This window comes from Staphylococcus kloosii, assembly GCF_003019255.1.
Taxonomy (GTDB): domain Bacteria; phylum Bacillota; class Bacilli; order Staphylococcales; family Staphylococcaceae; genus Staphylococcus; species Staphylococcus kloosii.
Genome location: NZ_CP027846.1, coordinates 2,369,618 through 2,395,683 on the forward strand (window position 1 = coordinate 2,369,618; position 26,066 = coordinate 2,395,683).

Annotated in this window: 21 protein-coding genes; 8 read left to right on the top strand and 13 right to left on the bottom strand. The window is 32.4% G+C overall.

Annotated elements, in window-relative coordinates:
• Nucleotides 1-104: 104 nt before the first annotated feature.
• The 3 genes from C7J89_RS11795 to C7J89_RS11805 form a co-directional block, all read right to left on the bottom strand.
• On the bottom strand, nucleotides 105-1,226 hold the full coding sequence (locus C7J89_RS11795) for a glycerate kinase (protein ID WP_103295397.1): 1,122 nt from the start codon (nucleotides 1,224-1,226) through the stop codon (nucleotides 105-107).
• A gap of 244 nt (nucleotides 1,227-1,470) precedes the next feature.
• The gene (gene ytxJ, locus C7J89_RS11800) at nucleotides 1,471-1,791 is read right to left on the bottom strand and encodes a bacillithiol system redox-active protein YtxJ (protein WP_061855249.1); all 321 of its coding nucleotides are present in this window, start codon (nucleotides 1,789-1,791) and stop codon (nucleotides 1,471-1,473) included.
• Nucleotides 1,792-1,923: 132 nt separating this feature from the next.
• Nucleotides 1,924-2,817, bottom strand: a complete 894-nt coding sequence (locus tag C7J89_RS11805; protein ID WP_103295398.1) for an EMYY motif lipoprotein — start codon at nucleotides 2,815-2,817, stop codon at nucleotides 1,924-1,926.
• A 119-nt stretch (nucleotides 2,818-2,936) separates the two neighbouring features.
• Between C7J89_RS11805 and C7J89_RS11810 the strand changes: the two genes are divergently transcribed.
• The 3 genes from C7J89_RS11810 (at nucleotide 2,937) to C7J89_RS11820 (ending at nucleotide 4,836) form a co-directional block, all read left to right on the top strand.
• Nucleotides 2,937-3,461 (top strand): GrpB family protein, encoded by a 525-nt coding sequence (locus C7J89_RS11810; protein WP_103295399.1) that lies wholly within the window; start codon nucleotides 2,937-2,939, stop codon nucleotides 3,459-3,461.
• Between the two features lie 96 nt (nucleotides 3,462-3,557).
• Nucleotides 3,558-4,508: a UDP-N-acetylmuramate dehydrogenase gene (murB, locus tag C7J89_RS11815; protein WP_103295400.1), complete on the top strand. Its 951-nt coding sequence runs from the start codon at nucleotides 3,558-3,560 to the stop codon at nucleotides 4,506-4,508.
• A gap of 13 nt (nucleotides 4,509-4,521) precedes the next feature.
• Complete coding sequence (locus C7J89_RS11820; RefSeq protein WP_061855253.1) at nucleotides 4,522-4,836, top strand: CHY zinc finger protein; 315 nt, start codon at nucleotides 4,522-4,524, stop codon at nucleotides 4,834-4,836.
• A gap of 137 nt (nucleotides 4,837-4,973) precedes the next feature.
• Here C7J89_RS11820 and nrdF read toward each other — a convergent pair whose 3' ends face one another.
• The 3 genes from nrdF to nrdI all read right to left on the bottom strand — a co-directional run bounded on the left by nrdF (nucleotide 4,974) and on the right by nrdI (nucleotide 8,513).
• Nucleotides 4,974-5,942 carry a class 1b ribonucleoside-diphosphate reductase subunit beta gene (nrdF, locus tag C7J89_RS11825; protein ID WP_103295401.1) on the bottom strand — a complete coding sequence of 323 codons (969 nt, stop codon included), beginning with the start codon at nucleotides 5,940-5,942 and terminating at the stop codon, nucleotides 4,974-4,976.
• A 104-nt stretch (nucleotides 5,943-6,046) separates the two neighbouring features.
• Nucleotides 6,047-8,152, bottom strand: a complete 2,106-nt coding sequence (gene nrdE, locus C7J89_RS11830; RefSeq protein WP_103295402.1) for a class 1b ribonucleoside-diphosphate reductase subunit alpha — start codon at nucleotides 8,150-8,152, stop codon at nucleotides 6,047-6,049.
• Entirely contained in the window at nucleotides 8,115-8,513 is a 399-nt protein-coding gene (gene nrdI / locus C7J89_RS11835; RefSeq protein WP_061855256.1) for a class Ib ribonucleoside-diphosphate reductase assembly flavoprotein NrdI, read from the bottom strand. The genes nrdE and nrdI overlap by 38 nt, the downstream gene beginning before the upstream one ends.
• Nucleotides 8,514-9,179: 666 nt before the next feature.
• Between nrdI and C7J89_RS11840 the strand changes: the two genes are divergently transcribed.
• The 5 genes from C7J89_RS11840 (at nucleotide 9,180) to C7J89_RS11860 (ending at nucleotide 15,017) form a co-directional block, all read left to right on the top strand.
• On the top strand, nucleotides 9,180-10,061 hold the full coding sequence (locus tag C7J89_RS11840) for a DMT family transporter (protein WP_061855257.1): 882 nt from the start codon (nucleotides 9,180-9,182) through the stop codon (nucleotides 10,059-10,061).
• Nucleotides 10,062-10,085: 24 nt separating this feature from the next.
• Nucleotides 10,086-10,586, top strand: coding sequence for a preQ(1) synthase (gene queF / locus C7J89_RS11845; protein WP_048792563.1), 501 nt, complete (start codon nucleotides 10,086-10,088; stop codon nucleotides 10,584-10,586).
• A gap of 156 nt (nucleotides 10,587-10,742) precedes the next feature.
• Complete coding sequence (locus C7J89_RS11850) at nucleotides 10,743-12,257, top strand: peptide MFS transporter (RefSeq protein ID WP_061855259.1); 1,515 nt, start codon at nucleotides 10,743-10,745, stop codon at nucleotides 12,255-12,257.
• Nucleotides 12,258-12,462: 205 nt separating this feature from the next.
• Entirely contained in the window at nucleotides 12,463-13,968 is a 1,506-nt protein-coding gene (locus tag C7J89_RS11855) for a peptide MFS transporter (protein ID WP_061855260.1), read from the top strand.
• Between the two features lie 119 nt (nucleotides 13,969-14,087).
• Nucleotides 14,088-15,017, top strand: coding sequence for a diacylglycerol/lipid kinase family protein (locus C7J89_RS11860; protein ID WP_103294978.1), 930 nt, complete (start codon nucleotides 14,088-14,090; stop codon nucleotides 15,015-15,017).
• A 40-nt stretch (nucleotides 15,018-15,057) separates the two neighbouring features.
• Here C7J89_RS11860 and C7J89_RS11865 read toward each other — a convergent pair whose 3' ends face one another.
• From C7J89_RS11865 to ltaS, 7 genes are all read right to left on the bottom strand, one after another.
• Nucleotides 15,058-15,594, bottom strand: coding sequence for a 5' nucleotidase, NT5C type (locus tag C7J89_RS11865; RefSeq protein ID WP_061855262.1), 537 nt, complete (start codon nucleotides 15,592-15,594; stop codon nucleotides 15,058-15,060).
• Nucleotides 15,595-15,658: 64 nt separating this feature from the next.
• Complete coding sequence (hisC, locus tag C7J89_RS11870; protein ID WP_103294979.1) at nucleotides 15,659-16,714, bottom strand: histidinol-phosphate transaminase; 1,056 nt, start codon at nucleotides 16,712-16,714, stop codon at nucleotides 15,659-15,661.
• 147 nt (nucleotides 16,715-16,861) lie between these two features.
• Entirely contained in the window at nucleotides 16,862-18,376 is a 1,515-nt protein-coding gene (locus C7J89_RS11875) for an ABC transporter permease/substrate-binding protein (RefSeq protein ID WP_103294980.1), read from the bottom strand.
• Nucleotides 18,376-19,335, bottom strand: a complete 960-nt coding sequence (locus tag C7J89_RS11880) for an ABC transporter ATP-binding protein (RefSeq protein ID WP_103294981.1) — start codon at nucleotides 19,333-19,335, stop codon at nucleotides 18,376-18,378. The genes C7J89_RS11875 and C7J89_RS11880 overlap by 1 nt, the downstream gene beginning before the upstream one ends.
• Before the next feature lie 214 nt (nucleotides 19,336-19,549).
• A complete protein-coding gene (gene recQ / locus C7J89_RS11885; RefSeq protein ID WP_061855266.1) occupies nucleotides 19,550-21,328 on the bottom strand; it encodes a DNA helicase RecQ in 1,779 nt (592 codons plus the stop codon).
• A gap of 13 nt (nucleotides 21,329-21,341) precedes the next feature.
• Nucleotides 21,342-23,225: an ABC-F family ATP-binding cassette domain-containing protein gene (locus C7J89_RS11890; protein WP_172459012.1), complete on the bottom strand. Its 1,884-nt coding sequence runs from the start codon at nucleotides 23,223-23,225 to the stop codon at nucleotides 21,342-21,344.
• A gap of 233 nt (nucleotides 23,226-23,458) precedes the next feature.
• Nucleotides 23,459-25,399 (bottom strand): polyglycerol-phosphate lipoteichoic acid synthase LtaS, encoded by a 1,941-nt coding sequence (gene ltaS, locus C7J89_RS11895; RefSeq protein ID WP_103294983.1) that lies wholly within the window; start codon nucleotides 25,397-25,399, stop codon nucleotides 23,459-23,461.
• Nucleotides 25,400-26,066 lie beyond the last annotated feature (667 nt).

Below are 26,066 nucleotides of genomic sequence, written 5' to 3' on the forward strand. Positions count from 1 at the left end.
TGCGTCAAACGATTAAAGAAATTGAAACTACAGTATTAAAAAAACCTTTAAATAATATCGTATCTAATATCATTTAAAGGTTTTGTGTATTTATATAATATCATTTATTCAACATTAAATGGAGTCTGTAATAATTTCAAAGCTTGTATCGTATAATGTCTGATTTGAATACCCATTTTAAAATCAGTGTAACTTTCTGGCATTTCGATAAAGGTATTAAACATTGCCGTAACACCCATCGTTTCAAACTGATCAAATTTATCACTCGTTGCACAAACAGCTATAGCAGGCTTTTGATGTTTCGTCGCTAATTCAGCAATACGAATTGTTGTTGTCTCTAACAACTGGTCATCTTCATTCACACCTTCACCAAAAATAATTAAGTCCGCTTGTTCAATTAATGATTCTAAATGCGTAAGTTGATCTACAAGTTCATGACTCGTTAATATTTCAGCCTGATACAAATGACTTAAAAGAGAAGCGATACCGCCACCAGCGCCACCACGTTCTACTAAACCAATAGCACTATGTAACTCACCTTTTAAAATTTCACTGAAATACCAAATTAAATTATCAATCTCAACTGCTTCTTCACGACTCATATGCTTCGCTTCATAAATCTGCATAATTTCACTTTTCTTGCCATATAATTTACTATCAAAATCTGACATTAATTGGAAATTTACGTCTTTTAAGCGCGGATGTATATTAGAAAAATCAACACTACGTATTTGTTTTAAAATATGTGTACCTTGACGCGTATCGACTTCTACTGCCTCGTCATCATAAAATTTAACGCCTAATGCTTGTAACATACCAGCACCACCATCAAAACTATCAATACCACCTAATGAGATAATGATATGTTCTGATTGGTTATCTAAAGCATTAGCAATCACTTCCCCCATGCCATAACTTGAACGTTCACGTGTAGGTTTATGGCCTTTGAGGAATAAATTCCCTTCAATAACCGTCATATTGTTATCTGTAATGCCATAAACTGCCTCTACTTCATTCATGTCTGCATCGTGTGCCGTCACTCTATATTTCGTCCCTGATTGCCATAAAAATACCGAATCCATTAATTCATGGCGTCCATTAAACAATGGCACTTGCACGATATCAGCTTTTGGTATTTTATTAGCAATTGCCTCTTCCACATATCTATTGGCTTGATAACTAGAAATTATTCCGTTAAATTCATCCATAGCTACTAATACTTTCATTTTTGTCACCTCATATTTAACATAGTTGCACTTTTATTATTTTTTCTTCTAACTCGTTAAACAACTATTGATCCACTAAGTTATTGGTTGTTATTTACATTAATTTAACAGTTATCTATATTGATTTGTTCATTGTTATATTATACATGTAGTATCAAAATATTTCACATCAAAAGAAAAAGCTTGTTAGCCTTTAAATTATTTAGTAAGGCATAACAAGCAAATTTTAATTATTATGTGATTTTTATTCTTCTGCTTTAGCTAATGATGAAACATTAATTTGTTCATGACTAGCGTTCCATATTGCTTTTCCATCTACGAAATAAAACGCTTGTGGTGATTCATGTTTAACTTGTGTTTGTTCTTCAATGTAATCAGATAATTTACGCTCTTGTTGGACTACTAAATAGTATCCATCCATGTCTCTTTCATATAAAAATTTATTGAATTGATCATATGCGTTTGCTGATATTGGGCATGTTTCACTATGCTTAAACACAAAAACATATTTATTTTCATTGACGACTTGTTCAAACTGGTCAATCGAACTCAGCTTTATAGCCATTCTATTCACCTCTAAAAAGATTTAACGCACTATTACTAAATAACAGTGTGTAAGTTATAAGATATTTTCATATCAATGCTTTCCATTATACACAAATAACTTTTTGTTGTTAACCACCTATTTAAAAGTTATTTAATTGTATTTAGACTTTATTTTTTTGAATTCTTTATCGAAATCATCTTGATATTTATCTAAATCTTTACCTTCTTTAGGTAAATGTTTGTAATCAATTGTCGATAATTTTTGACCAATATCTAAAGTCTCTTCTCTCGTTTCATAGTAATTTTGTAAACTATAATACATTTCTATCGTGTGTTTGCGCGCTGCATTAACGTGTTCATCACTAATATTCGTTTGATTCAAATCTTTAATTTGTTTATTAATCAGTGGCATAATGTCATTGTTAATTGACGCTTTTATTTCTTTTGGATTTGAAGTCTGCGTACTCTTTTCTGCTGTTTGTTTTAATTCCTTATTATTGTCTTCTATTTTTTTGGTAATCGTTGCTACATCGCTACTATTACCCGATTTTTCGGCTGTTTTCATATTATTTTCTACGATGGATCTATTTTTTTCAAATAATTTAGTGTAATCTAATATATCTTCGTTAGCCTTAATAGATTGATTACATAAATCCACAAACCTTTTAAGTTCATTCAACTCATAAACTTGTTTCTTTACATCTTTTTTATACGTTTTCTTTAATCCTTTTAATTCACTCGTCTTTGCTTTAAGATCATTTGCAGACTTTTCATACGCTTTTATTTTAGGTACTAAATCACTATTAATTTCGTTTTGTATATCATTAATTTCTTTTTTGTTTTTATCTGTAGTATCAGTCTTTCTTAATGAGTCTAATTTTTCGATATGTATTTTATTAAGTGTCTTTTTTACTTCATGTTCTTTACTTTTCGAATCGTTTAATGACGATTGAAAGTCTTTAAAATCAGCATCATGCTTATTACCACAGGCAGTTAGTATAAAAATGAGACAGACAAATAAGATTAAACTTATGATTTTTTTCATCTTCGCACTCCTTATTACTCGTATTATACATAAACATATTTAACTTGAAAATGATATGTGATATATTATTTCAGAATTTACTAATTCCTTAACAGCATATAAAGGAGCTATGATTACTTATGTATAGCAAAGTTCAACCACTTATAACTGCATCTAACAATCCAGATTTTAAACGACAATATAAAGAGATTCAAGCTGTGTTATTTAATTTATTAGATTCACCAGTTAAATCTACATATCATATAGGTGGTACTAGCCATTTTAGTTATCCAACTGAACCTGTTTTAGATATTTTAGTTGGCGTAAATAACTTGCATGATATTACGGCTTTAGATGAAAAACGTTTAAATTATGAAGGTTTTTACCGTTTACATCATTCATATAAAAAGAAAGTCATTATGGCAAAATTCAATAATTTAATTGAGTTAAAACAAGTTGTTCGCTTACATATATTACAACAAGATAGCGATTTATTCGAACAATATTTAACGGTGCATGATTACCTATCTAATGACCAAAATGTAGCAATGTCATTTGCACAACGTAAACAAGAAATTTTAAATAATGTAGAAACAATACGTGCATATGAAAATCAAAAACAACAAGTCTTCTCTACTTTATATAAACAAATACCTAAAAAATAATTTTAACTTTTACAATTAAGTCTAACTATTTAATTATTACTAAAAATAATGCCTTACAATTTAGCATATTTAGTTAATAGTTGCTATAATAAATAAATGAATTCATTCAGAAAGGATGTTCTAGTAGTGCATAAAGATTCTATCTTAAAAGAACTAGAAGCGCTTGTTCCTGAAAGTATTATTAAAGTTGACGAGCCGCTTAAACGCTACACTTACACAGAAACTGGAGGTAAAGCGGATTATTATTTAACTCCAACTTCTAACGAACATGTACAAGCAATACTACGTTTCGCATATAAAAATGACATACCTGTTACATATTTAGGCAACGGTTCTAATATTATTATTCGAGAAGGCGGAATTAGAGGCATCGTTATTAGTTTATTATCATTAGATCATATTGAAGTGTCAGACAATGTCATTATTACTGGTAGTGGTGCTGCTATAATTGATGTTTCACGTAAAGCAAGAGATAATTCACTTACAGGCTTAGAATTTGCATGTGGTATACCTGGCTCAATCGGAGGCGCTGTATTTATGAATGCTGGCGCTTATGGTGGAGAAGTAAAAGATTGTATCGATTACGCATTGTGCGTTAATGAACAAGGCGATCTTATTACGCTAACAACTAATGAACTAGAATTAGACTATCGTAATAGTATTGTACAAAAACAAAACTTAGTCGTACTTGAGGCTTCATTCTCGCTTACACCTGGCGACAAAACGGAAATCCAAAGTAAGATGGATGATTTAACAGAACGTCGTGAATCTAAACAACCATTAGAATACCCTTCTTGCGGCAGTGTTTTCCAAAGACCACCAGGTCACTTTGCAGGAAAATTAATTCAAGATTCCGATTTACAAGGTTATCGCATCGGTGGTGTTGAAGTTTCTACAAAACATGCCGGCTTTATGGTTAATGTAGATAACGGAACTGCAACTGATTACGAAAATCTTATTCATTATGTTCAACAAACAGTCAAAGCTAACTTCGATATCGAACTTAATCCTGAAGTTAGAATAATTGGTGAACATCCAATAGATTAATAGGAGACATTGTATGGTTAAAGTATATGGTTCTACAGTAGACGATGAAACAAGATGTACACACTATCAAACACCATTAGATGTTATCGCTATTAAATTTAAATGTTGCGATAAATATTATCCTTGTTATAAATGTCATAACGAACATGAATCACATCAAATAGTGCGCTGGGAGTCCTCTGAGTTTGACCAAAAAGCGATACTATGTGGCGTTTGTAAACATGAACTTACAATTAATGAATATATGATGACAGAAACATGCCCAAATTGTAACGCGCATTTTAACAATCGTTGTAAGTTTCACTATCATCTTTATTTTGTAATTTAAATATAAAAAGGTTAGGCTTCCTTAAATGGAGGACCTAACCTTTTTTGCTTAACTAAAACATACTAAGATTAGCTATAAAGAAATCTATGACGATAGATTTCTTCATAGCTATTTTTTATAGTTATTTATTATTTTATTTAGTCTTCAAAGATAAAATCTTCATCTTTTAATGCTTCAACGTTTAACGCTAAAGTATAGCCATCGCCTTTAACTGAGAAGAAATCATGGTTTTTTGTTGAAGTATCTAACGCGTTTTCAATAATTGGGTTAAATTCGCGTTCTTCAAAATATGGTTCGAAACCTAAGTTTGATAATGCTTTATTACCATTGTATCTTACATAGTTTAATACATCTTCTGCAATACCAATTTCATCGTAAAGTCCATGTGTATAGGACACTTCATTTTTATATAATTCATCTAGCAATTTATACATTTCTTGATCTGCTTGTTGTTTTTCACTTTCTGATAACTCATTGCGTAAACTTTGAGCATCCATACCAGTGAATACACCATGGATAGATTCATCTAATAAAATTTTACGAATGATTTCGCCAGAAGTTGTCATGCGTCCTTGTCCAGCTAAATATAGTGGATAATAGAATCCTGAATAGAATAAGAATGTTTCTAAGAAGACACTTGAAACACGTGCCATATATTGATCGAAAATAGAGGCCTCTTTACCCCATAACTTGTGATAGTTCGCAATAATTTTATCTGATTTAAATTTTAAATGTGGTTCTTCAATAACCCATTTATCTAGTAAATAGTTAGTTTCACTAGACGGTAATAACGTCGTAAATATATGTGAATAACTTTTAGCATGAATTTGTTCCATCATTGCCATAAATGAATAAACGGCTTTCTTACGTAAATCAGTCGTATGTAACATAATTAGTGGCATACCATCATCAGCTTGATGTGTATCCAATCCAGTCAAACCAGCTAGAGCCTTTTTAAAAGCGTCTTTTTCAGCATCTGTTAATGTTTTCCAACTTGCGATATCTTTTGATACTTTAAATTCAGTTTCAACCCACATTTGCGAGATGTTTTGGCGCCAAAACATATTCGTCATATCTTCTTGCGTATTCCAATTGACTGCTTTCATAAGTTTAATGCTCCAATCTATTTTTAAAATGAACAATGATATGCAGAGATTAGTATATGATCTAATCCCTGCACCATTGCTTTTTGTCGTTTCTTAATGCTTAGTTAAATTGCACAGCTTGTACACTCTTCAACGCTTAATAATTTATTACGCGTATAATATAGTGACTTAAGACCTTTATGGTGTGCATATACATATAATCTAGAAAGTTCACGTGTAGAAATCTCAGAATTTACATATAAAATAGTAGAAATACCTTGGTCTACGTGAGTTTGTATTGTAGAAACTAAATCAATAAGCTTCATTTGATCAGTATTGAATGCTGATTTGTAATACCACATTGTTTCTGGTGATAAGAAAGGCATAGGGTAAAATGTTTCAGCATTACCGTAAGTACGACGTTCAATTTGATCAACGATTGGCATTACAGAACTTGTCGCATTTTGTACGTAAGAAATACTTTGTGTTGGTGCAATCGCTAGACGATAAGCATGGAATAAACCATGTGTTTCGACTTTTTCTTGTAAAGCTTTCCAATCTTCTGGTGTTGGTATTTCTAAACCGTCAAATAATCTACTAACTTTATCATATTTTGGTTCAAATGATTGAGAAGTATAGAATTCAAAATATTTTCCATTAGCATAATCTGATTTATCGAAGTCTTTGTATACTTCACCACGTTCTTTAGCTATTTCCATTGAACGTTCAAGAGAATAATAGTTCATAATCATAAAGAATGTATTGGCAAAATCTTTTGCTTCTTCTGATTCGTAATTAATTTTATTTTTCGCTAAATAACCATGTAAGTTCATAACACCAAGACCAACTGAATGTAATTCACTGTTAGCTTTTCTAACTCCTGGCGCATTTTTAATATCTGCTTCATCACTTACAACCGTTAATGCATCCATACCTGTGTGTACTGAATCTCTAAATTTACCAGATTCCATCACATTAACAATGTTTAATGAGCCTAAATTACATGAAATGTCACGCTTAATTTCATCTTCTGTACCATAGTCGTTAATTATAGAAGTTTCTTGTAGTTGGAAAATTTCAGTACATAAGTTACTCATTTTAATTTGGCCAATATTAGAGTTAGCGTGGACTTTATTCGCATTGTCTTTAAACATTAAATAAGGATAACCTGATTGCAATTGTGTTTGAGCAATTGTATTTAACATTTCACGTGCATCTTTTTTCTTTTTATCTACATTAGGATTAGCTACAAGCTCATCATAATAAGCATCTAAATCGATATCATCTAATGTAACACCGTATTCATTGTATATCGTATGTGGTGCGAACATATGGAAGTCTTTACCTTCTTTAGCTAATTCAAAGAATTTAGCAGGTACGATTAAGCCAGTTGAAATAGTAGATAGTCTCAAGTCCTCATCAGCATTTACTTTTTTAGTATCTAAAAATTCTTCTACGTCGTAATGGAAAATATTTAAGTATACTGCACCCGCACCTGGACGTTGTCCAAGTTGATCTGCATAACTAAAACCACCTTCTAGTGATTTAGCAACTGGTAGCACACCTTTTGCTACACCTTTGATGCCTTTAATTGCTTCTCCACGTGCACGTAATTTAGATAAGTTAATTGCAACGCCGCCACCAATTTTACTTAATTGTTTAGCTGTAGCATCGATAAAGTTAATAGAATTCAAGCTATCGTCTACTTCAAGTAGGAAACAAGAAACAAGTTCACCACGACGCGCACGTCCAGCATTTAAAAATGTAGGTGTTGCAGGTTGGTAACGTTGTTCTATCATTGCTGAGATAAATTGTTTTGCAGTCTTTTTGTCACCATTTGCTAAATATAAAGATACGATTGCTACGTGTTGGTTGTAGTCTTCTAGATATTGTTGTTTATCGTTTGTTTTCAATGCATAATCTTTGAAAAATTTACTTGCAGACATGTAACTAGCAAATTTGAAATCGAAGCTACGTGCATATTCTGTCACTTCTTCTAGTTCTGCTTCTGAATATTTTTCAAATACATCAAAATAAAAATCATTATCTACTAAATAATGAAGACGTTCAAGTTCAGTATCAAAGTAAATTGTTTTATCTTGAATTTCTTCTAAATATACTGCTAAAGCTTCTTGATCTTTCTCTAAATTGAAAAAGCCATTCTCTTTACGTTTAGTAACTTCATTATTTAATTCAATATGATTGTATTTCTTCTCGTCTATAGTCTTCATAGAATTGCCCCACCTTATCCTTAAATTGTTCTACATCATTGGATGTACCTTGTACTTCAAACTTTATTAATAATGGTACTTGATAGCTTTCAGCTATACTACGTCCGGCTTTGGCAAAATTTTGGCCCCAATTACGATTTCCGCTTGCGGCCACGGCTTTTAATAAGTCACCGTTTGTGTCTAAAAATGACTGTACTGGTTGAGGAACCTCGCCAAACCCTATTGTTCCAGTGACCAAAATGAAAGGTTCATCAATACGTTCTGAACAATTCGTTTGTGTAATTTCCATCGTGTTTGTTAATTCTGCTTTGTTGATAAATCTTCTGACATTACCCGAAAATGAAAAGAATACGACTTTCATTGGTACACCTTCTTTCTAAATCAACATTGAACATTTAAAAATAAAACGTTAATTCACACTAACGTTTTTCAAACACAAAACTAATATGGTAAACACAATATATAGTGTAATTAATTAAAAACTGTCTATATATGGAACAATTAAGGTCTTTAAAAACCTTAATTTGTCATGTTTCCATTAAATTTTCATAATAATTAGTTTGTAATTTTGTATTTTTACAATTATTAATACTGTTTTAAAACACAACATATAGTAGTGCTGTTTTTTAACCAGTACTATATTATGTGTTTAATTATACATAACAAACAATTACTTTTAAAGGCTCAAGAAGTGACAAATTTCTTACTAAACAGCATAAATGGCACCATTTCAACGTTACAAAACGAAAAAAATTTTTTTCTAAAATTTTAAGGGCTTTTAGTTGATTTTTCCTGAAAAATCGCAACTCGTTGGCGCACATAGCTTTAAGCCCCTCGCTTTATTCTTCAATTTTTATTAAATAAATTTATTACTAAATAGCTTTGTAAATTAGTATCGCTAAAGAGAACATTTGTTCGTATAAATATGATAGTATACTTTTATATTTATTGCAAGCGCATGTGTACATTTTAAGATTAACTGTGCTAATATAAATACGTTAAAATTTTAAGAATGAGGCGATATACAGTGAATCCAAAAGTGAAAGGTATCATTGCTATATTAATTTCTGCAATTGGCTTCAGTTTTATGTCTGTATTTTTTAGATTAGCCGGAGATCTTCCTGTTTTCCAAAAGTCACTTGCCAGAAATTTAGTATCATTATTTATACCTTTATATTTCATAATTAAATACAAGCAACCTCTATTCGGTAAATTAAGTAGTCAACCGTTGTTAATTTCTCGTTCGACACTTGGTCTCATCGGTGTGCTTTTAAACATCTATGCAATCGATCATATGGTACTAAGCGATGCCGACACATTAATGAAATTAAATCCATTTTGGACGATTTTGCTTAGTCTTATTTTCTTAAATGAGAAAGTACGAAATTATCAAATTATCGCAATGATCGTTGCTATTGGCGGCATGCTTTTCGTAGTCAAACCAGAATTTTCATCTGCTATGATTCCGGGAGTCGGCGGTCTATTATCAGGTATTTTTGCCGCTAGTGCTTATACATGTGTACGTGCTTTAAGTACGCGTGAAGCACCTTATACGATTGTATTCTACTTCTCATTATTCTCAGTAGTAGTACTTATACCTTTTACACTCTTTACGTATGAACCTATGACTTGGTTACAATTGCTTTATTTAATAGGCGCTGGCTTATCTGCTGCCGTCGGACAAATAGGTATTACATTGGCATATAGTTACGCACCGGCAAAAGATATTTCAATCTTCACTTATGCATCTATTATTTTTACAGCATTTTTCGGTTTAATTATCTTTGGAGAATCTCCAGATGTATATGCCGTCTTAGGTTATATTATAATTATTGGTGCGAGTTACTACATGTTCGAAAAAGCACGACGACAAAATATTGCTGCCGTTAAAGAAAATCAACGTAAGTAAATAATTTTAAAGGAGGTAATCAAATTGGCACAAGGCCGAAATAATGAAGAATTACAAGATATAACACTTTTAGGTAATCAAAATAACAAATATGACTTTGATTATACCCCTGAAGTATTAGAATCATTCGATAACAAGCATCAAGGTCGAGACTATTTCGTGAAATTCAACTGTCCTGAGTTCACATCTTTATGTCCTATCACAGGACAACCTGATTTCGCTACCATTTATATCTCATATATACCTAATATAAAAATGGTAGAGTCTAAGTCTTTAAAGCTATACTTATTTAGCTTTAGAAATCATGGTGACTTCCATGAAGATTGTATGAATATTATTATGAATGACTTAATTGACTTGATGGATCCACATTATATAGAAGTTTGGGGAAAATTCACTCCTCGTGGAGGTATTTCGATAGACCCTTACACAAATTATGGCAGACCTAATAGTAAATATGAACAAATGGCAGAACATCGCTTAATGAACCATGATTTATATCCAGAAAAAATAGATAATCGCTAATAAGCATTCTCCGTAATAAACTTAGTTTATTATGGAGTTTTTATTTTCGTACAAATTTAATAAAAGAAATCATTAATATGTACCCACAAAAAATACACTTGTTTTTTATATAAAAACAGTATAAAATTAGTTCAACTATTTAAGGGGAGTGAACAAATGAGGAAAATTAGTTATACACATGAAGAAATCATGGAAAGTACACCAAGAACAGGATTTTTCGGACATCCGAAAGGACTAAGTACTTTATTCTTTACTGAATTTTGGGAGAGATTCAGTTACTACGGAATGAAAGCAATACTGATTTATTATTTATACTATAGCGTCGCAAAAGGCGGATTTGGTTTAGATGAAGCCGTAGCACTACAAATCGTTGCGCTATACGGAACACTCATTTACATGTCTGGTGCCATAGGAGGATGGATTGCTGACCGAATTACAGGTACACAACATGCCCTATTCTATGGTGGCGTTCTAATAATGATAGGTCATATTTTGCTATCATTACCAAATAATTTAACACTTGTAATGGTCGCTTTATTATTCATTATTGCAGGAACTGGTTTATTAAAACCTAATATATCAACAACTGTCGGCGAGTTGTACGATCGTAATGATGTTCGTACAGACTCTGCATTTACAATATTTTACATGGGGATTAACTTAGGTGGTTTATTAGCACCTTTAATCACTGGATTTTTACAAACTCGAGTAGGATTCCACGCTGGATTTTTAGTTGCAGCTATCGGTATGTTCTGTGGTTTAGTAGTATTCATCATCAGACGTAAAGGTACGTTAGGCCTAGCAGGATTAAACGTACCTAATCCGTTAACAAAACCTGAAATTAAACGTCTTAGTTTATTAACGGGTATAGTGGTTGTTTTATTCCTTATCTATTTATTAGTTCTTAAATTGAACAATGCACTAACGTTAGAAAACTTCAGTCTACTTGTTACTATTATAGGTATCGTATTACCTATTGGTATTATTATAAATATGATAGCAAGTAAAGATGTTACTAAAGATGAAAAATCTCGTGTACTTAGTTATATACCACTGTACATAGCTTCAGTAGCATTTTGGATGATTCAGGAACAAGGTTCTACAGTATTAGCGAACTTTGCAGATAAAAAAACACAACTAGAAATGTCCGCTTTAACAAATGGATTAATAGATTTCTCTATACCGGCGTCATGGGCCCAATCACTTAATCCTATATTTATCGTAGTTCTAGCACCTATTTTCGCTACGCTATGGGTAAAATTAGGTAAGCGTAACCCACCTACTGTACATAAGTTCGCTTACGGTACAATCATTGCCGGTTTGTCATATCTAGTAATGATTATTCCATTAGCTACAGGCGCAGCATTAATTAATCCACTGTGGTTAGTATTAAGCTTTTTACTAATTACAATTGGGGAACTATGTATTTCACCAGTAGGTCTATCTACTACTACTAAATTAGCTCCATTAAGCTTTACGGCTCGAATGATGGCTTTATGGATGTTAAGTAACGCGACGGCTCAAGGTATAAATGCACAACTTGTAGTCGTTTATACAAAGATAAATCAAAGCGATTATTTCATGTACTCAGGTGCATTCGCAGTAGCGATTGGTGTTATCCTTTTAATTATTTCACCTATCGTTAAACGTGCTATGAAAGGCGTTTACTAATATTACAAACTAACGGTCAACCATTTAGGTTGCCGTTTTTTTATTGCGCAATAATTAACATTTTTTATTTTTATTGTTAAAAAACTTATTATTAAAATAAACTGAATTTTTAGAATATTATTATTATTAGAATATTATTGCAATTAATTTTATTTAAGAGTAAAATCCCTTTTATACATAATTGTAGAAGAAAGGTTGGGTGTTTATGCATAACGATAGCACATACAAACAACAGCTTGACGGGATTCCACAGAAAGGATTCTTTGGACATCCAAGAGGATTAGGCGTACTATTTTTTGTCGAATTTTGGGAGCGATTTAGTTATTACGGCATGCGTGCGTTACTAATCTTTTATATGTACTATAGTCTTAAAGATGGTGGCCTAGGTATCGATGAAACAACTGCTCAATCGATCATGGCTGTCTATGGTTCATTAATATTTATGACTTCCGTTCTTGGCGGTTGGGTAGCCGACCGTATTACCGGAACGCGACAGGCAACCATTCTTGGTGGTGTGCTTATAATCATCGGTCATATTTGTTTAAGTTTACCAATTGGACTAACTGGCTTATTCATATCGATGTTCTTTATTATCGTTGGTTCTGGCCTTATGAAACCAAATATTTCAAATATTGTGGGTCGTCTTTATCCAGAAGATGATAAAAGAATGGATGCCGGATTTGTAATTTTCTATATGGCTGTAAATAGTGGTGCCTTAGTTGCGCCATTCATACTAAACCAATTTATTCACGGTGGTAATTTCCATATTGGTTTCTCAATCGCAGCTTTCGGAATGTTCTTAGGATTAATTTGGTATATGTTATTTAATCGTAAAAACTTAGGAGATGTGGGTATGTCACCAACAAACCCATTGACTCAAGATGAACGAAAAAAATACATAGGTATATTCTCTGGAATAATCGCACTTATTATTATTATAGTAGTCATCGCAGCTTTAACGCACACGTTATCATTTAATTTAGTAAGTTACACAGTCCTTGTATTAGGTATAGCTTTACCTATCGCTTACTTCATTATTATGATTCGTAGTAAAGAAGTAACAGACGATGAACGTTCTAGAGTTTACGCATTTATTCCTTTATTTATATTAGGTGTGCTATTTTGGTCAATACAAGAACAAGGTTCAAATGTGTTAAATATTTACGCTATTAAAAATTCTGACATGTCGTTAAATATTTTTGGTTGGCATACGCCATTTGGAATGGCTATTTTCCAATCAATTAACCCATTATTTATTATTCTGCTCGCACCAATTGTTTCAGCCTTATGGAAAAAACTTGGTACAAAGCAACCAAGTTTGCCTTCTAAATTCGTTTTAGGTGCAGCACTAGCGGGTGTTTCTTATTTACTTGTTGCTGTTATTGGGCACGCTTCAGGTGCATCACACTTTAGTGTAAACTGGGTAATCTTATCTTACGTCATTTGTGTGGTTGGGGAATTATTCCTATCACCTACAGGTAGCAGTGCCGCAGTTAAATTAGCTCCAAAAGCATTTAACTCACAAATGATGAGCTTATGGCTATTAACTAATGCAACTGCACAAGCAATTAATGGTACTTTAGTTAAATTAAGAGCACCACTAGGCGATACAAATTACTTCTTATTCTTAGGAATTATCACGGTAGTAATCAGTATTATCATCACTGCCTTTATTCCTAAAATTGTTAAAGGTATGCGCGGTATTAAATAAGAACTATCATTCAACAATATTGGGTGCAACACCATGGTTATTTAAAATAATCGTGGTGTTTTATTATGTGCTTTAAAATATAGTATAATAAGTTTATGCACTACCTAGGAGGCACTTTAATGACGCAAACATACAATCATGGCGTTTTATTTTACCATGAACATTCTGGTATTAAAGATATATACGAAGGCTTAGGAGAAGTCGCTAAATCTTTAACTACTATATGTAAACACTTATCAATACAGTTAAGTGAAGATGAAGGAAATATCATAGAATTTTGTAAATCAATCAAATCACAGCAATATAGTGATGATGTAGATATAATTTTCATTCTTGGTGGCGACGGTACCGTTAACGAATTAATCAATGGTGTGATGCAGCATGAATTAAATATCCCTATCGGTATTATTCCAGGTGGCACGTTCAATGATTTTACTAAAACATTGAATTTAAATAATGACTTTAGAGTTGCTAGTCAACAATTAACAGAAACTACATTAAAATCATATGATGTTATGAAGGTAAATGATCGATACGCATTAAACTTCGTAGGCTTAGGTCTAATAGTCCAAAATGCCCTTAATGTTCAAGAAGGCAATAAAGACCTTTTTGGCAAATTAAGTTATGTGAGTTCGACGATGAAAACACTTGTAGATCCTGTGAAGTTTAATTATAAAGTAAATGTAGACGGTAAAGAACTAAGTGATGAATCATCAATGATATTAGTGGCAAATGGACCATTTATTGGCGGTAACCGCATCCCATTAACGGATTTAGCTCCAGACGATGGCTATTTAAATATATTCATTTTTGATGAGCAAAAATTTAATATATTTACGGATGTCTTTAAACAACGTGATAGTTTAAATTGGAACAATATGACAAAAGGTATAACACATATCCCTGCAAAAGAAATCACTATAGAAACAGACGACACACATAAAGTAGATATCGATGGTGAAATTGCCTTAACGACACCTTTAAATATTCAAATTATTCCTCAAGCCATCAAAATATTAACCGTTGTTGATGAATCAACAAATAATTAAAAAGACTGAAGCGCTGCTTATGCAACGCTCCAGTCTTTTATTATTTATTTCCCAAGAAATAATCTTCTACATCTTCCCAGTTATTAACACGTGCAAATCTATTATCATCAACATTATGAGATGCTGTGTACATAATAGGTTTACCTGTAAAGATACTTAATTGTCGAGGATTATCATCAATTAAATAATCTGCTTTGACTATGTTTTTACGCCCACAAAACACAAAATGTTGTGGATCTAAAAATGGAAAGTGTTGTCTTAACCATTCATATTTGTCGTGGAATGACGTTGGTACGTCCATCGCTGCCGTAGCAATATAAACGTCATAATGGGCAGTTAGTTTTTTAACTGCTTCTTGTGCACCTGCCATCACGTCAAGTTGTCTGAAAAAGCCAGGCTCTCTTAATATTTCAGTTAATAAGCCATCATGTTCAGGCATCGCATGACGTAATTTCTTACCTTCTAACATATCATATGTGATACTTAAGTCCATACGGTCGTTTACACGTTCAATAAGTGACCCCACAGTATCTGCTAATACTTCATCCATATCAATTGCAATTGATTCTCTAGTCATTAATCATTCTACTCCCTTTTATAAGCTATTCTCTCTGTGCCATTATTACTAGCATCAATCACACTTAGTAATCGAAAGATTTTAATACTTCTATCATTTTATCATTTTGTTCAGGAAAACCAATTGTTATTCTAACACCATTTGGGAATGGTCTAGTGATGCAGCCTACTTTAAGAAGTTCTTCATATAAAGCATCTGGACGATTAGTATTGACGAACACAAAGTTCGTTTGACTTGGATAGAAATGCTCGCTTTGAGGAATAGCAAAGAACTTTTCTCTCTCTTTAGCATTATAGTCAGTTATAGATTTAAGATAAGCTTGATCTTCGAATGCGGCTATTGCAGCATATTCTGATAAACGACCTACGTTAAATGGAGGTCTTATAATATTCCATTTTTCTATAGCTTCTTTAGCTGCAATCACATAACCTACGCGCAAGCCAGCTAAACCATAAGCTTTTGAAAATGTTCTTAGTAAAAAGGCATTATCATGTTCTTGTTGTAATGCTAAAGAATTTGGAAAATCATCAGCTGTTACAAATTCAGCGTATGCTTCATCAATAAGTACAGGTATATTACTTGGTGCTTGATTTAAGAAATGTTTCAACTCATCATGTGTAAAATATGTACCCGTTGGATTGTTAGGATTACATAACCATATTAATTTTGTATTTTCGTCCACGGCGTTCAACATACCTTCTAAGTCAAAATGACCATTATTTAAAGGTACTTGTTTTACTTCTGCCGCTTCGACAACAGCATTATGCGTATATTGGCCGAATGTCATTTCACTCGTTACAATATTATCTCCAGGAGTTAGCACCGCTCTTGAAATCATTAAAATTACTTCATCTAGACCTGCGCCAAATAAAATACGACTTTCATCAATATTTAATTCATTACTTATTGCTTCTCTTAATAACGGAGACCCTGTTTCAGGATAGTAATATAATTCATCTAAATGCGCAGTAATCGCTTCTTTCACTTTTGGTGAAGGTCCATGTAAATTTTCATTTGACGCTAATTTATATAATTCTCCTTCAATGCCATAAGCCTCTTTTAGCGCACGTGGCGACAAACCTGGTTGATAAGCTGATAGTTGTTCTATTTGTTTTTTCATCTTGTTGTTGGTCCCCCTTTAGATCTTTTATAATAAAAACTTATCCGTTATTATAACGCTTTAACTGAATGAAAAGCAATAACATCAGCTATTAAACATAAAAAATGAGTTGAACGATCATGTTGCAATCGCTCAACTCATTTCTAGTTATTTAATTAAATGATGCTTTTTCAAATAATTTTTGGCTACAGTATATGGATCTTTATTTTTAACTGTGACTTGATAATTCATTTCTTGCATATCTTCATCAGAAATTTTACCGGCTAATTTATTCAATGGTGCCTTAATTTCAGGATGCTTTTTCAAGTATGATTGTTTAAACATTGGCGCGCCCTGATAAGGTGGGAAAACGTGTTTATTATCTTTTAATGCAACCATATGATACTGTTTTAATTCAGCATCTGTAGAGTATGCATCTATCAGATTAATGTCACCTTTTTGTACGGCTTGATATCTCAATTTAGGTTCCATCGTTCTAACCTTACCTAGGTCTAAACCATAAGCTTTTTTAACCGCTGGATAACCGTCTCCACGGTCATTAAATTCTAAAGTAAAACCAGGTTTAATTTTATCTTTAACTTTGTTTAAATCATCAATGGTTTTAATATTATTTTTCTTCGCGAAGTCTTCCTTCACAGCCAATGTATAAGTATTATTATATTTCATTGGTTTTAACATCGTCATATTATATTTATGCTCTAAGCTTGTTTTAGCTTGATTATATACTTTTGGTTCTTCTTTAGATGTTAACTTCTCTTTTGTTAATTCACCTAATACGGTACCAGTAAATTCTAAATAACCATCTATATCGTCTGATTTTAAAGCGTTGAATAAGAATGACGTTTTGCCCATTCCATCTTTCACATCGACAGTATCATTCGTATTTTCCTCTATAAGAATTTTATACATATTTGTGATAACTGAAGGTTCAGACCCTAATTTACCGGCGATAGTTACTTTATCACCTTTATTGGCTAACATAGGGCCTATAATGACAAGTAATAAGATTACCGCTATAGAAACTAAAGAAATAATTAGTTTTTTGTATGATAGCTTTTGCATAAAACGCAATACTAAATCAAATAAGATAGCAAGTAATGCTGCCGGAATGGCACCAATTAATATGAGTGATGAATTGTTACGGTCAATCCCTAGTAAAATAAGATCACCAAGACCACCCGCACCAATTAAAGCTGCTAATGTTGCAGTACCGATAATAAGTACCATCGCAGTTCTAATACCTGCCATAATTACAGGCATAGCTATTGGTAGTTCAACTTTAGCAAGTCTACGTCCAGGCTTCATACCTATCCCTTTTGCTGCTTCGACTAAAGAAGGATCCACTTCATCTATACCAGTATATGTATTGCGTAATATTGGTAATAATGCATATACGACAAGTGCAATTACAGCGGGTATTTTACCTATACCAAATAACGGAATCATCAATCCTAATAATGCTAAAGATGGTATAGTCTGTAACACAGCAGCGATATTCATAACTATTTCTGATACTTTTTTTGTTTTTGTTAATAATATTCCAAGTGGCACACCAATTAAGGCTGCAATCAGTAAAGCAATAAATGACAGTTGTATATGTTCAAATATTGTCGTTACAAGTTGTCCTTTACGATCAGAGAGCGTTTGAATTAACTCATGCATTAGTTGCTCCCCCCTTTAACTTCTGCTAAATAATTAAACATATCTTCTCGCTTTAAAATATGCTGTTTATTATTTTGTTGATTAGTGACAATGACTGCAGGATGTTGGGCAAGATAAGCATACGCATCTTTAATGGTAGCTTCACCATCGAGTGTTGGATATTCATTCTTCAGATCATCCACTTGTTCAACATCATGGTTAATAACATCACGTAATTTTATATTGCGTGTATCGCGTTCTAAATGGCTACCCATAAATTGTTTTACAAAGTCGCTTTGTGGATTGGTCATAAATCCTTCTGGCGTATCTATTTGTTCAACTTTCCCATCATTCATTAAACAAATCCTATCCCCTAATTTCATTGCTTCCTCAATGTCATGCGTAACGAATACGATAGTTTTCTTAATTTTTTGCTGTAATTCTATCAAGTCGTCTTGTAATTTCTCACGACTAATTGGATCCAGTGCACTAAACGGCTCGTCCATTAAGATTACAGGCGGATCTGCAGCTAAAGCACGAATAACCCCAATTCTTTGGCGTTGTCCCCCAGATAATTCATCGGGTTTACGATTTTTAAATTGTTCTGGATCCATATTTACCATGTTGAGTAATTCATCTATACGGCTATCGATGTCTTTTTGTTTCCACTTTTTCATTTGCGGTACTTGCGCTATATTTTCTTTTATCGTCATATGCGGAAACAACGCAATTTGTTGTAGTACATAGCCTATATCCCAACGCATTTCATAGACCGGATAATCACTAATCGGTTTGTCATTAAAGTATATATAACCACCGGTTAAGGCAATTAAGCGATTAATCATTTTTAAAGTTGTGGTCTTCCCACAGCCTGAAGGCCCTATCAAGACAAAGAATTCTCCTTGTTCTATATTAAAACTTACATCTTCTACTGCTAATTTATCCCCATAACGTTTTGACACGTTATTAAACTTAATCATATCTTCACCTTCAATTTTTATTTCCTAAAGTGCAATTCCACATCATTTATTTTTATATCGTTCTACATATACCCGTAAAAAAAAGTATTAAATATAAAATTTTACATTTCTATATTTCTTTTTATAAAAAACGTTTGCATAGCTAAACTTTCAGTCTAACTACGCAAACGCTTATACGTTATTATTAACTTTTCAAATGTAAGTAAGTTTTTAATTAAATTTGAGCTTTATATGATTGAATCGTTTCTAAAAACTTCGGACAATAATGTTTTAATTTATAGCTACCGACGCCATCAATAGAAATCATATCTTGTTTGGATTCTGGTTTACGTTTAGCAAATTCTTCTAACGTATAATCAGAAAATACGCTAACAGGCGCGATATCCAATTGCTCACTTAGTTTTTGACGTACATCTTTTAATTCATCAAATAACGCTTTATCAACACCTTCAACCGTATTGATACTTACTTTTTCTTTCGACTTACGTTTAAATGGTGTTGTAAATACTACTTTTTCTGCGTTCAACAATGATTTAACGTTACTGTCACATGTCAGAATCTCATCGTTTTCATTTAAATAACCTTTAAAGCGTAATTCGTCGATTAAATGACTTAAATCAGAAGTCGTATAATCTTTCATAATGCCATGCGTTGATAATTTATCATATTCACAATAACGAATATAATCAGTTAGTTCACCGCGTAACACTTGAATAATCACACCATAGCTTTCTTGTTGCTTCATACGTGCAATACAGCTAATAATCATCTTCGCTTCATGCGTCATATCATAAGTTTTATTTTCACGCACACAATTACTACATTGTTGGCATTCTTCTAACTTTTCGTTAGGTTCAAAGTAATGTACTAACGTCGCTTCTAAACATTTTTTAGTTTTCGTATATTGAATCATTTTAGTTAATTTTTCGCCCATCTTGTCTTTATAATCATCGTCTGCTTTAGATGATGAGATAAAGTATTGATGTAATCCGATATCACGTTCACTAAAGAGTAAAATACAATCACTTTTCAAGCCGTCACGACCTGCACGTCCTGCCTCTTGGTAATATGATTCCATATCTCCTGGCATGTTGTAGTGAATAACAAAACGTACGTTAGATTTATCTATACCCATACCAAAGGCATTCGTGGCTACTACGACTCTCACACGGTCATAGACAAAGTCATTTTGAGCTAGTTCTCGTTCTTTATTCGTTAAACCAGCATGATAAATCGTACTATTAACATTATTATCTTCAAGCGCCTCATGTAATTCTTCTACTTGTTTACGCGTCGAACAATAAATAATACCCGCTTCTTGTTTATGCTGACTTACATAATCAATCACAAATTTTTGTCGTTGATATGTAGGGTTTACTTTAAATACTAAATTTCGTCGTTTAGTACTTGTCTTTACTTCATCAGCCTTATTAATATTCAAGCGTGACATAATATCTTTTTGAACTTCTGCTGTTGCTGTTGCCGTTAAAGCTACGATGGCAAAGTCCTGTGGCAAATCAAAAACTTTATAAATGACATCTTGATAGCTTGGTCTGAAGTCATGTCCCCATTTTGATATACAGTGTGCCTCATCAAACGCAACTAATCGAATAGGAAGTTGTTGTAATAGGCTAATAAAATAATCGTTATCAAAACGTTCTGGTGCTACATATAAAAACTGTATTTCACCCTTTAGCAATTGTTGTTCTATTGCTTTTTGTTGCTTTTGAGTCAAACTACTATTTAAAAACGCAGCGCTAATGCCTGACGCTTTTAATTGGTCTACTTGGTCTTTCATTAATGAAATTAACGGACTGATAACAATCGTCGTCCCGCCCAGCATTAAACCTGGTACTTGATAACAAATTGATTTTCCCCCACCTGTAGGTAATACACCTAACACATTACGATGAGATATAATTTTACTTATGATTTCCTTTTGGCCAGGACGGAAGGTGTCGTAACCAAAATAATGTGATAAAGTTGCTTCCATGTTATAAAATCCCTCATTGTTCTTTTAATTCTTCAAGCTCGGCCCATCTAGTAATATCTTCATCATATAGCTGCTGAAGTTGTTGTTGTTCCTCGTTTAATTCTTTGATTTTACCATAATCAGAACTGGCATCTATCATTTCTTGTTCAATATTATTTAATCGTTCTTCAGTTTGATCTATTCTATCAATTATCGTGTCAAACTCTTTTTGTTCTTTATAAGATAAACCTTTTTTACGTTTCGTCGGTTGTGATGTCTTTTGCTTATGTTGCACTTTATTACCAGCACTCGATTTATCTTGCGCTTTTTTATGTACTTCATAATCTTCAAAACTACCAATTATACGTTCTATCTTACCGTCATGAATATACCAATATTCTTGTGCAACTTTATTTAAAAAGTAACGATCATGACTAACAGTGATTACTGTACCCCCAAAAGAGCTAATGTAATCCTCTAAAATTGTTAATGTTTCAGTATCTAAGTCATTTGTCGGTTCATCTAATAATAATACATTAGGTTGATGTACAAGTAATTTTAATAAATATAAACGTTTCTGCTCGCCACCAGAAAGTTTAAATAACTTTTTACCATGTGTAGCACTTGGAAATAAGAAGCGCTCTAAAAGCTGTGTAACTGACACCGTTGTCCCATCTTGTTCACGTGCCATTTCACTTTCTTCTCTTAAATAGTCAATCATTCTGATGTCTCTATCTAAGCGCTCATCGGTTTGTTTGAAGTAAGCCACTTTAACTGTCTGACCAATTTTCAATGTACCTTCATACTGTTGATCATCATTATTTAAAATATTAAGTAACGTTGTCTTACCTACACCATTAGCACCTACGATACCTATACGTTGGCCATTTTGAATAATTTCAGTAACATCCGCAAATAATGTACGCTGATTAATTTGTTTAGTCACATGTTCTAATTCAAATACTTGTTTACCTAATCTAGAATAAGCTAAATTCAGAGACCCTTTATCTTGTTGATGTTGCTCTTTTACGTCTTGTTCTAAATCATTAAAGCGATTAATACGTGCTTGTTGTTTCGTCGATCTAGCCTTCGCACCAGCACGCATCCAAGCCAACTCTTGCTTATATAAAGCCTTTTGCTTTTGTTGTTGTTTTTGTTCTATAAGTTCATTCTCAGCCCTCATCGCAATATAACTTTCATAATTGCCTGGATATGACGTGAGACGACCACGGTCTAATTCAATAATTCGTGTTGAAACCTCATTTAAAAAGTATCTATCATGGGTTACAAACAATACAGTATGCGGATATTGTTTTACATAATTGATTAACCAATTAATTGATTCAAAGTCTAAATGGTTTGTCGGCTCATCTAGTAATAATAAATCTGGTTGTTCTATTAATGTTTTAGCTAAACCTACGCGCTTTTGTTGACCACCAGATAACTCATTTACTTTTTTTGTCGTATCTACAATACCTAATTTTGATAAAATCGTTTTAATTTCAGCATTGTAATCCCAAGCATCGTTTGCATCCATAGCTTCTTGTGCTTGCATCATACGTTGAAAATCTGTGTCACTTTGTGTTTCGCTATATTGTTTAACTGCCAGTTCATAGCGTTGTATTACTTTTAATGTTGTAGTGTCGGAGTTTAATACGGCTTCAAAAACAGACACATCTTCATCAAATGACTGTTTTTGAGATGAATAACGAATGCGATAATCGTTAGGATGATTGATATCCGCTTCAAAATCTTCGTCTATCCCAGCCATTACCTTTAATAAAGTACTTTTTCCTGTACCATTAATACCAACTAATCCAATCTTTTCGCCACTAGAGATTGATAATTGTAAGTCATCAAAAATTATTTTGTCGGCATAAGATTTATGTAAATGTTCAATTTTATATGCTTCCAACATGCAACATCCTTTTAACATCGAATATTCTGATTATCTCTATTAAATTAATTTTCAGTTCTATATATTATACACCTTTTAATAGCTAAATGATACTCTTGCGCCGACATCCATTAGATTTTCCAGTAAAGTAACTATCTATAGTTCATAATTTTTCAGCATTAATTGAAAACCCTATCATTTTTTAATCATAAAAAAAACCAAGACAACTCATGTCGTCTTGGCTAAAAACTATATTATTTTTTCTCTTGTCCTTTAGGACCTGATTTATATTCATATTTTGCTGGATTAACTTTTTTGAAATCTGGATTTTTGTAGAATCTGAATAAATCACCGTTTAAGACATCGTCACTCATTTCTAAATCTTTATCTGTTTGTTGTTTACGTTTTTCGAAGTCTTTCGGTTTAGTAGTCATTGGTTTGTTATCTTTGTTTGAGTAGATTCTACCATTTACATATTTATAATCTTTAGTCACAAAGTCACCATTTCTGAATGGTACTGTATCGTTGTGGTCTTTAGATAATAAGTCAGTACCCATCATCAAGTAGTTTTTAGAATCGATACCTAATAAGTGTAATACTGTAGGCATAACGTCTTGTTGACCAGCATAAGTTTTATCAATTGTACCTTTTTTACCAGGTATTTTCAGCCAGAAACCAGTACGATTTAAGTCTGTGAATTTAGCTGCGTCAATTTTTTCGCCTAATAGTTTTTCCATTGCTTTGTTATGATTTTCAGAAATACCATAGTGGTCACCATAAATCATAATTATAGAGTCTTTATATAGACCTTTTTTCTTAAGATCACCGATAAATTGTTCTAATGATTGGTCTAAATAATTAGCCGTTTGGATATATCCATCTACAGTTGAATCACCAGTGTGTGGTTTTTCAATTGACGCATCTTGTGGTGATAAAGTGAATGGGTAATGGTTTGTTAATGTAATCATATGATTGTAGAACGGTTGTTTTTCTTTCGCTAAGTAATCAACTGATTCTTTAAAGAACTCTTTATCTTTAAGACCTAAGTTTTGGATATTCTTTTGTGACATATCATAGTATGTTGCATCATAGAACTTATCGATACCAAAGTGTCTATAGATTTGGTCACGGTTCCAGAACGTTTTGTAGTCACCATGCATTACGCTAGATGTATAACCTTGTTGTTGGTCTAAAATAGCTGGTAATGATTGGAACGTGTTGTTTCCTTTAAGAGAAAAGGCAGACCCTTGTGGTAAACCATATAAACTGTTGTCCATCATAAACTCTGAGTCAGATGTCTTACCTTGACCAGTTTGGTGGAAGAAGTTTGGATAGTATCTGAAATCTTGTTTACCAGATGAAAGTTTATTTAAGAATGGTGTTACTTCTTGTCCATTTACTCTCTTATTAATTAAGAATGTTTGGAAACTTTCTAAGTGAATTTTGATAATGTTTTTCTTCTTAGCCACACCATAATATTCTTTGTTTGGTGTAGTACGTCTTTGTTTGGTGTAATTTAAGACTTTCGTTAAATCATCTTCGTTAGCCAATGCTTTTTGTTGGCTGTTTTGAATTGTTTTAACACCATCATAAACAGTGAAGTTGTATGGTCCTAAATATTTAACTAAGTATTTGTGATCAAAAGTACGTGATAATAATTGAGGACGATCAGATTCTGCAAATGCTAAATTTAAGAAAAATAGTGCTACTGATGCTGCCATTACTACCGGAACAAACTTTTTACTAAATACACGTCTATCTAACCATTTGTGCTTGAATATCAATACGAATAAATAAATAATCGTATCAATAAAGTATACAAAGTCATACCATTTGAATGATGCAGTTACTGCGCCACCCATTGAATCAACGTTTCCTACTTGGTTTAAAGTACTAAATGTTAAAAAGTCAGAGAAGAATCTGAAATAAACAACATTCGCGTAAAGTAAGAAACTAAGTAAAAATCCACCTATAAAGATAAACCAAAATGCTTTTTTACCTTTAAAGAATAAGAACACACTTAATATTAGTGCTATCAAACTATATGGATTCATTAAAAGAATTAAGTTTTGAACTAATCCTTTAACACCTAAAGAAAAATCAACATAATAAGAAAAATACGTTTTTAAAGTAACAGTTAACACTGTTAGAATAAAAAACGCAAATAGCGTTAATTTCTTCTTGTGTAAACTCATGATCGTTTCCCCCGATATTATCAATTTACAGGACGGAGATTATAATTTCCTATCCATATTAATACATTTAACTATTGCTTTAATAAATAATTAAGCAAAACTGATAACTTATTGCAAAGTTATGTATTACTGTTGGCTAAAGTTACATTCGATGAGTTTAACATTACACTTAACGTTGCATAACACAAGTTGCTATTAAGCCCAATCCAAACTCCTAATTTGATTTAAAGTAATAATTTTTAATTATAGTTAATGACTGAAATAAATTTTTGTTAATGGTTGTAAAAACACTCTAACAATTATAGCGTTTTGTAACCTTTTTGTAAAAAACGCACATAGTTCAATTTATAAATATATAGTAATAATCAACAAATATCAAGTGTTAGGGTGATTTAAACATGAAATACACATCACCTTTATTTATAATTCAAGCCTTCAAAATTAATGTCATCAATAGATTATACTTATTTTTTTCCGCTAATTAATCAGACCACAGACTTAGAAAGCAAAGCGTAATATCTCACTTTTATAAATAATTGTAATGCAAATTGTCCACTGGCTTACATATAAGCATTTAATACATAGAAAAATATTTATATTTTAACATCGATGAACCCTCAACTAATATTTAATAACAATTATCGACATTCATTGAGAAGCAAATATT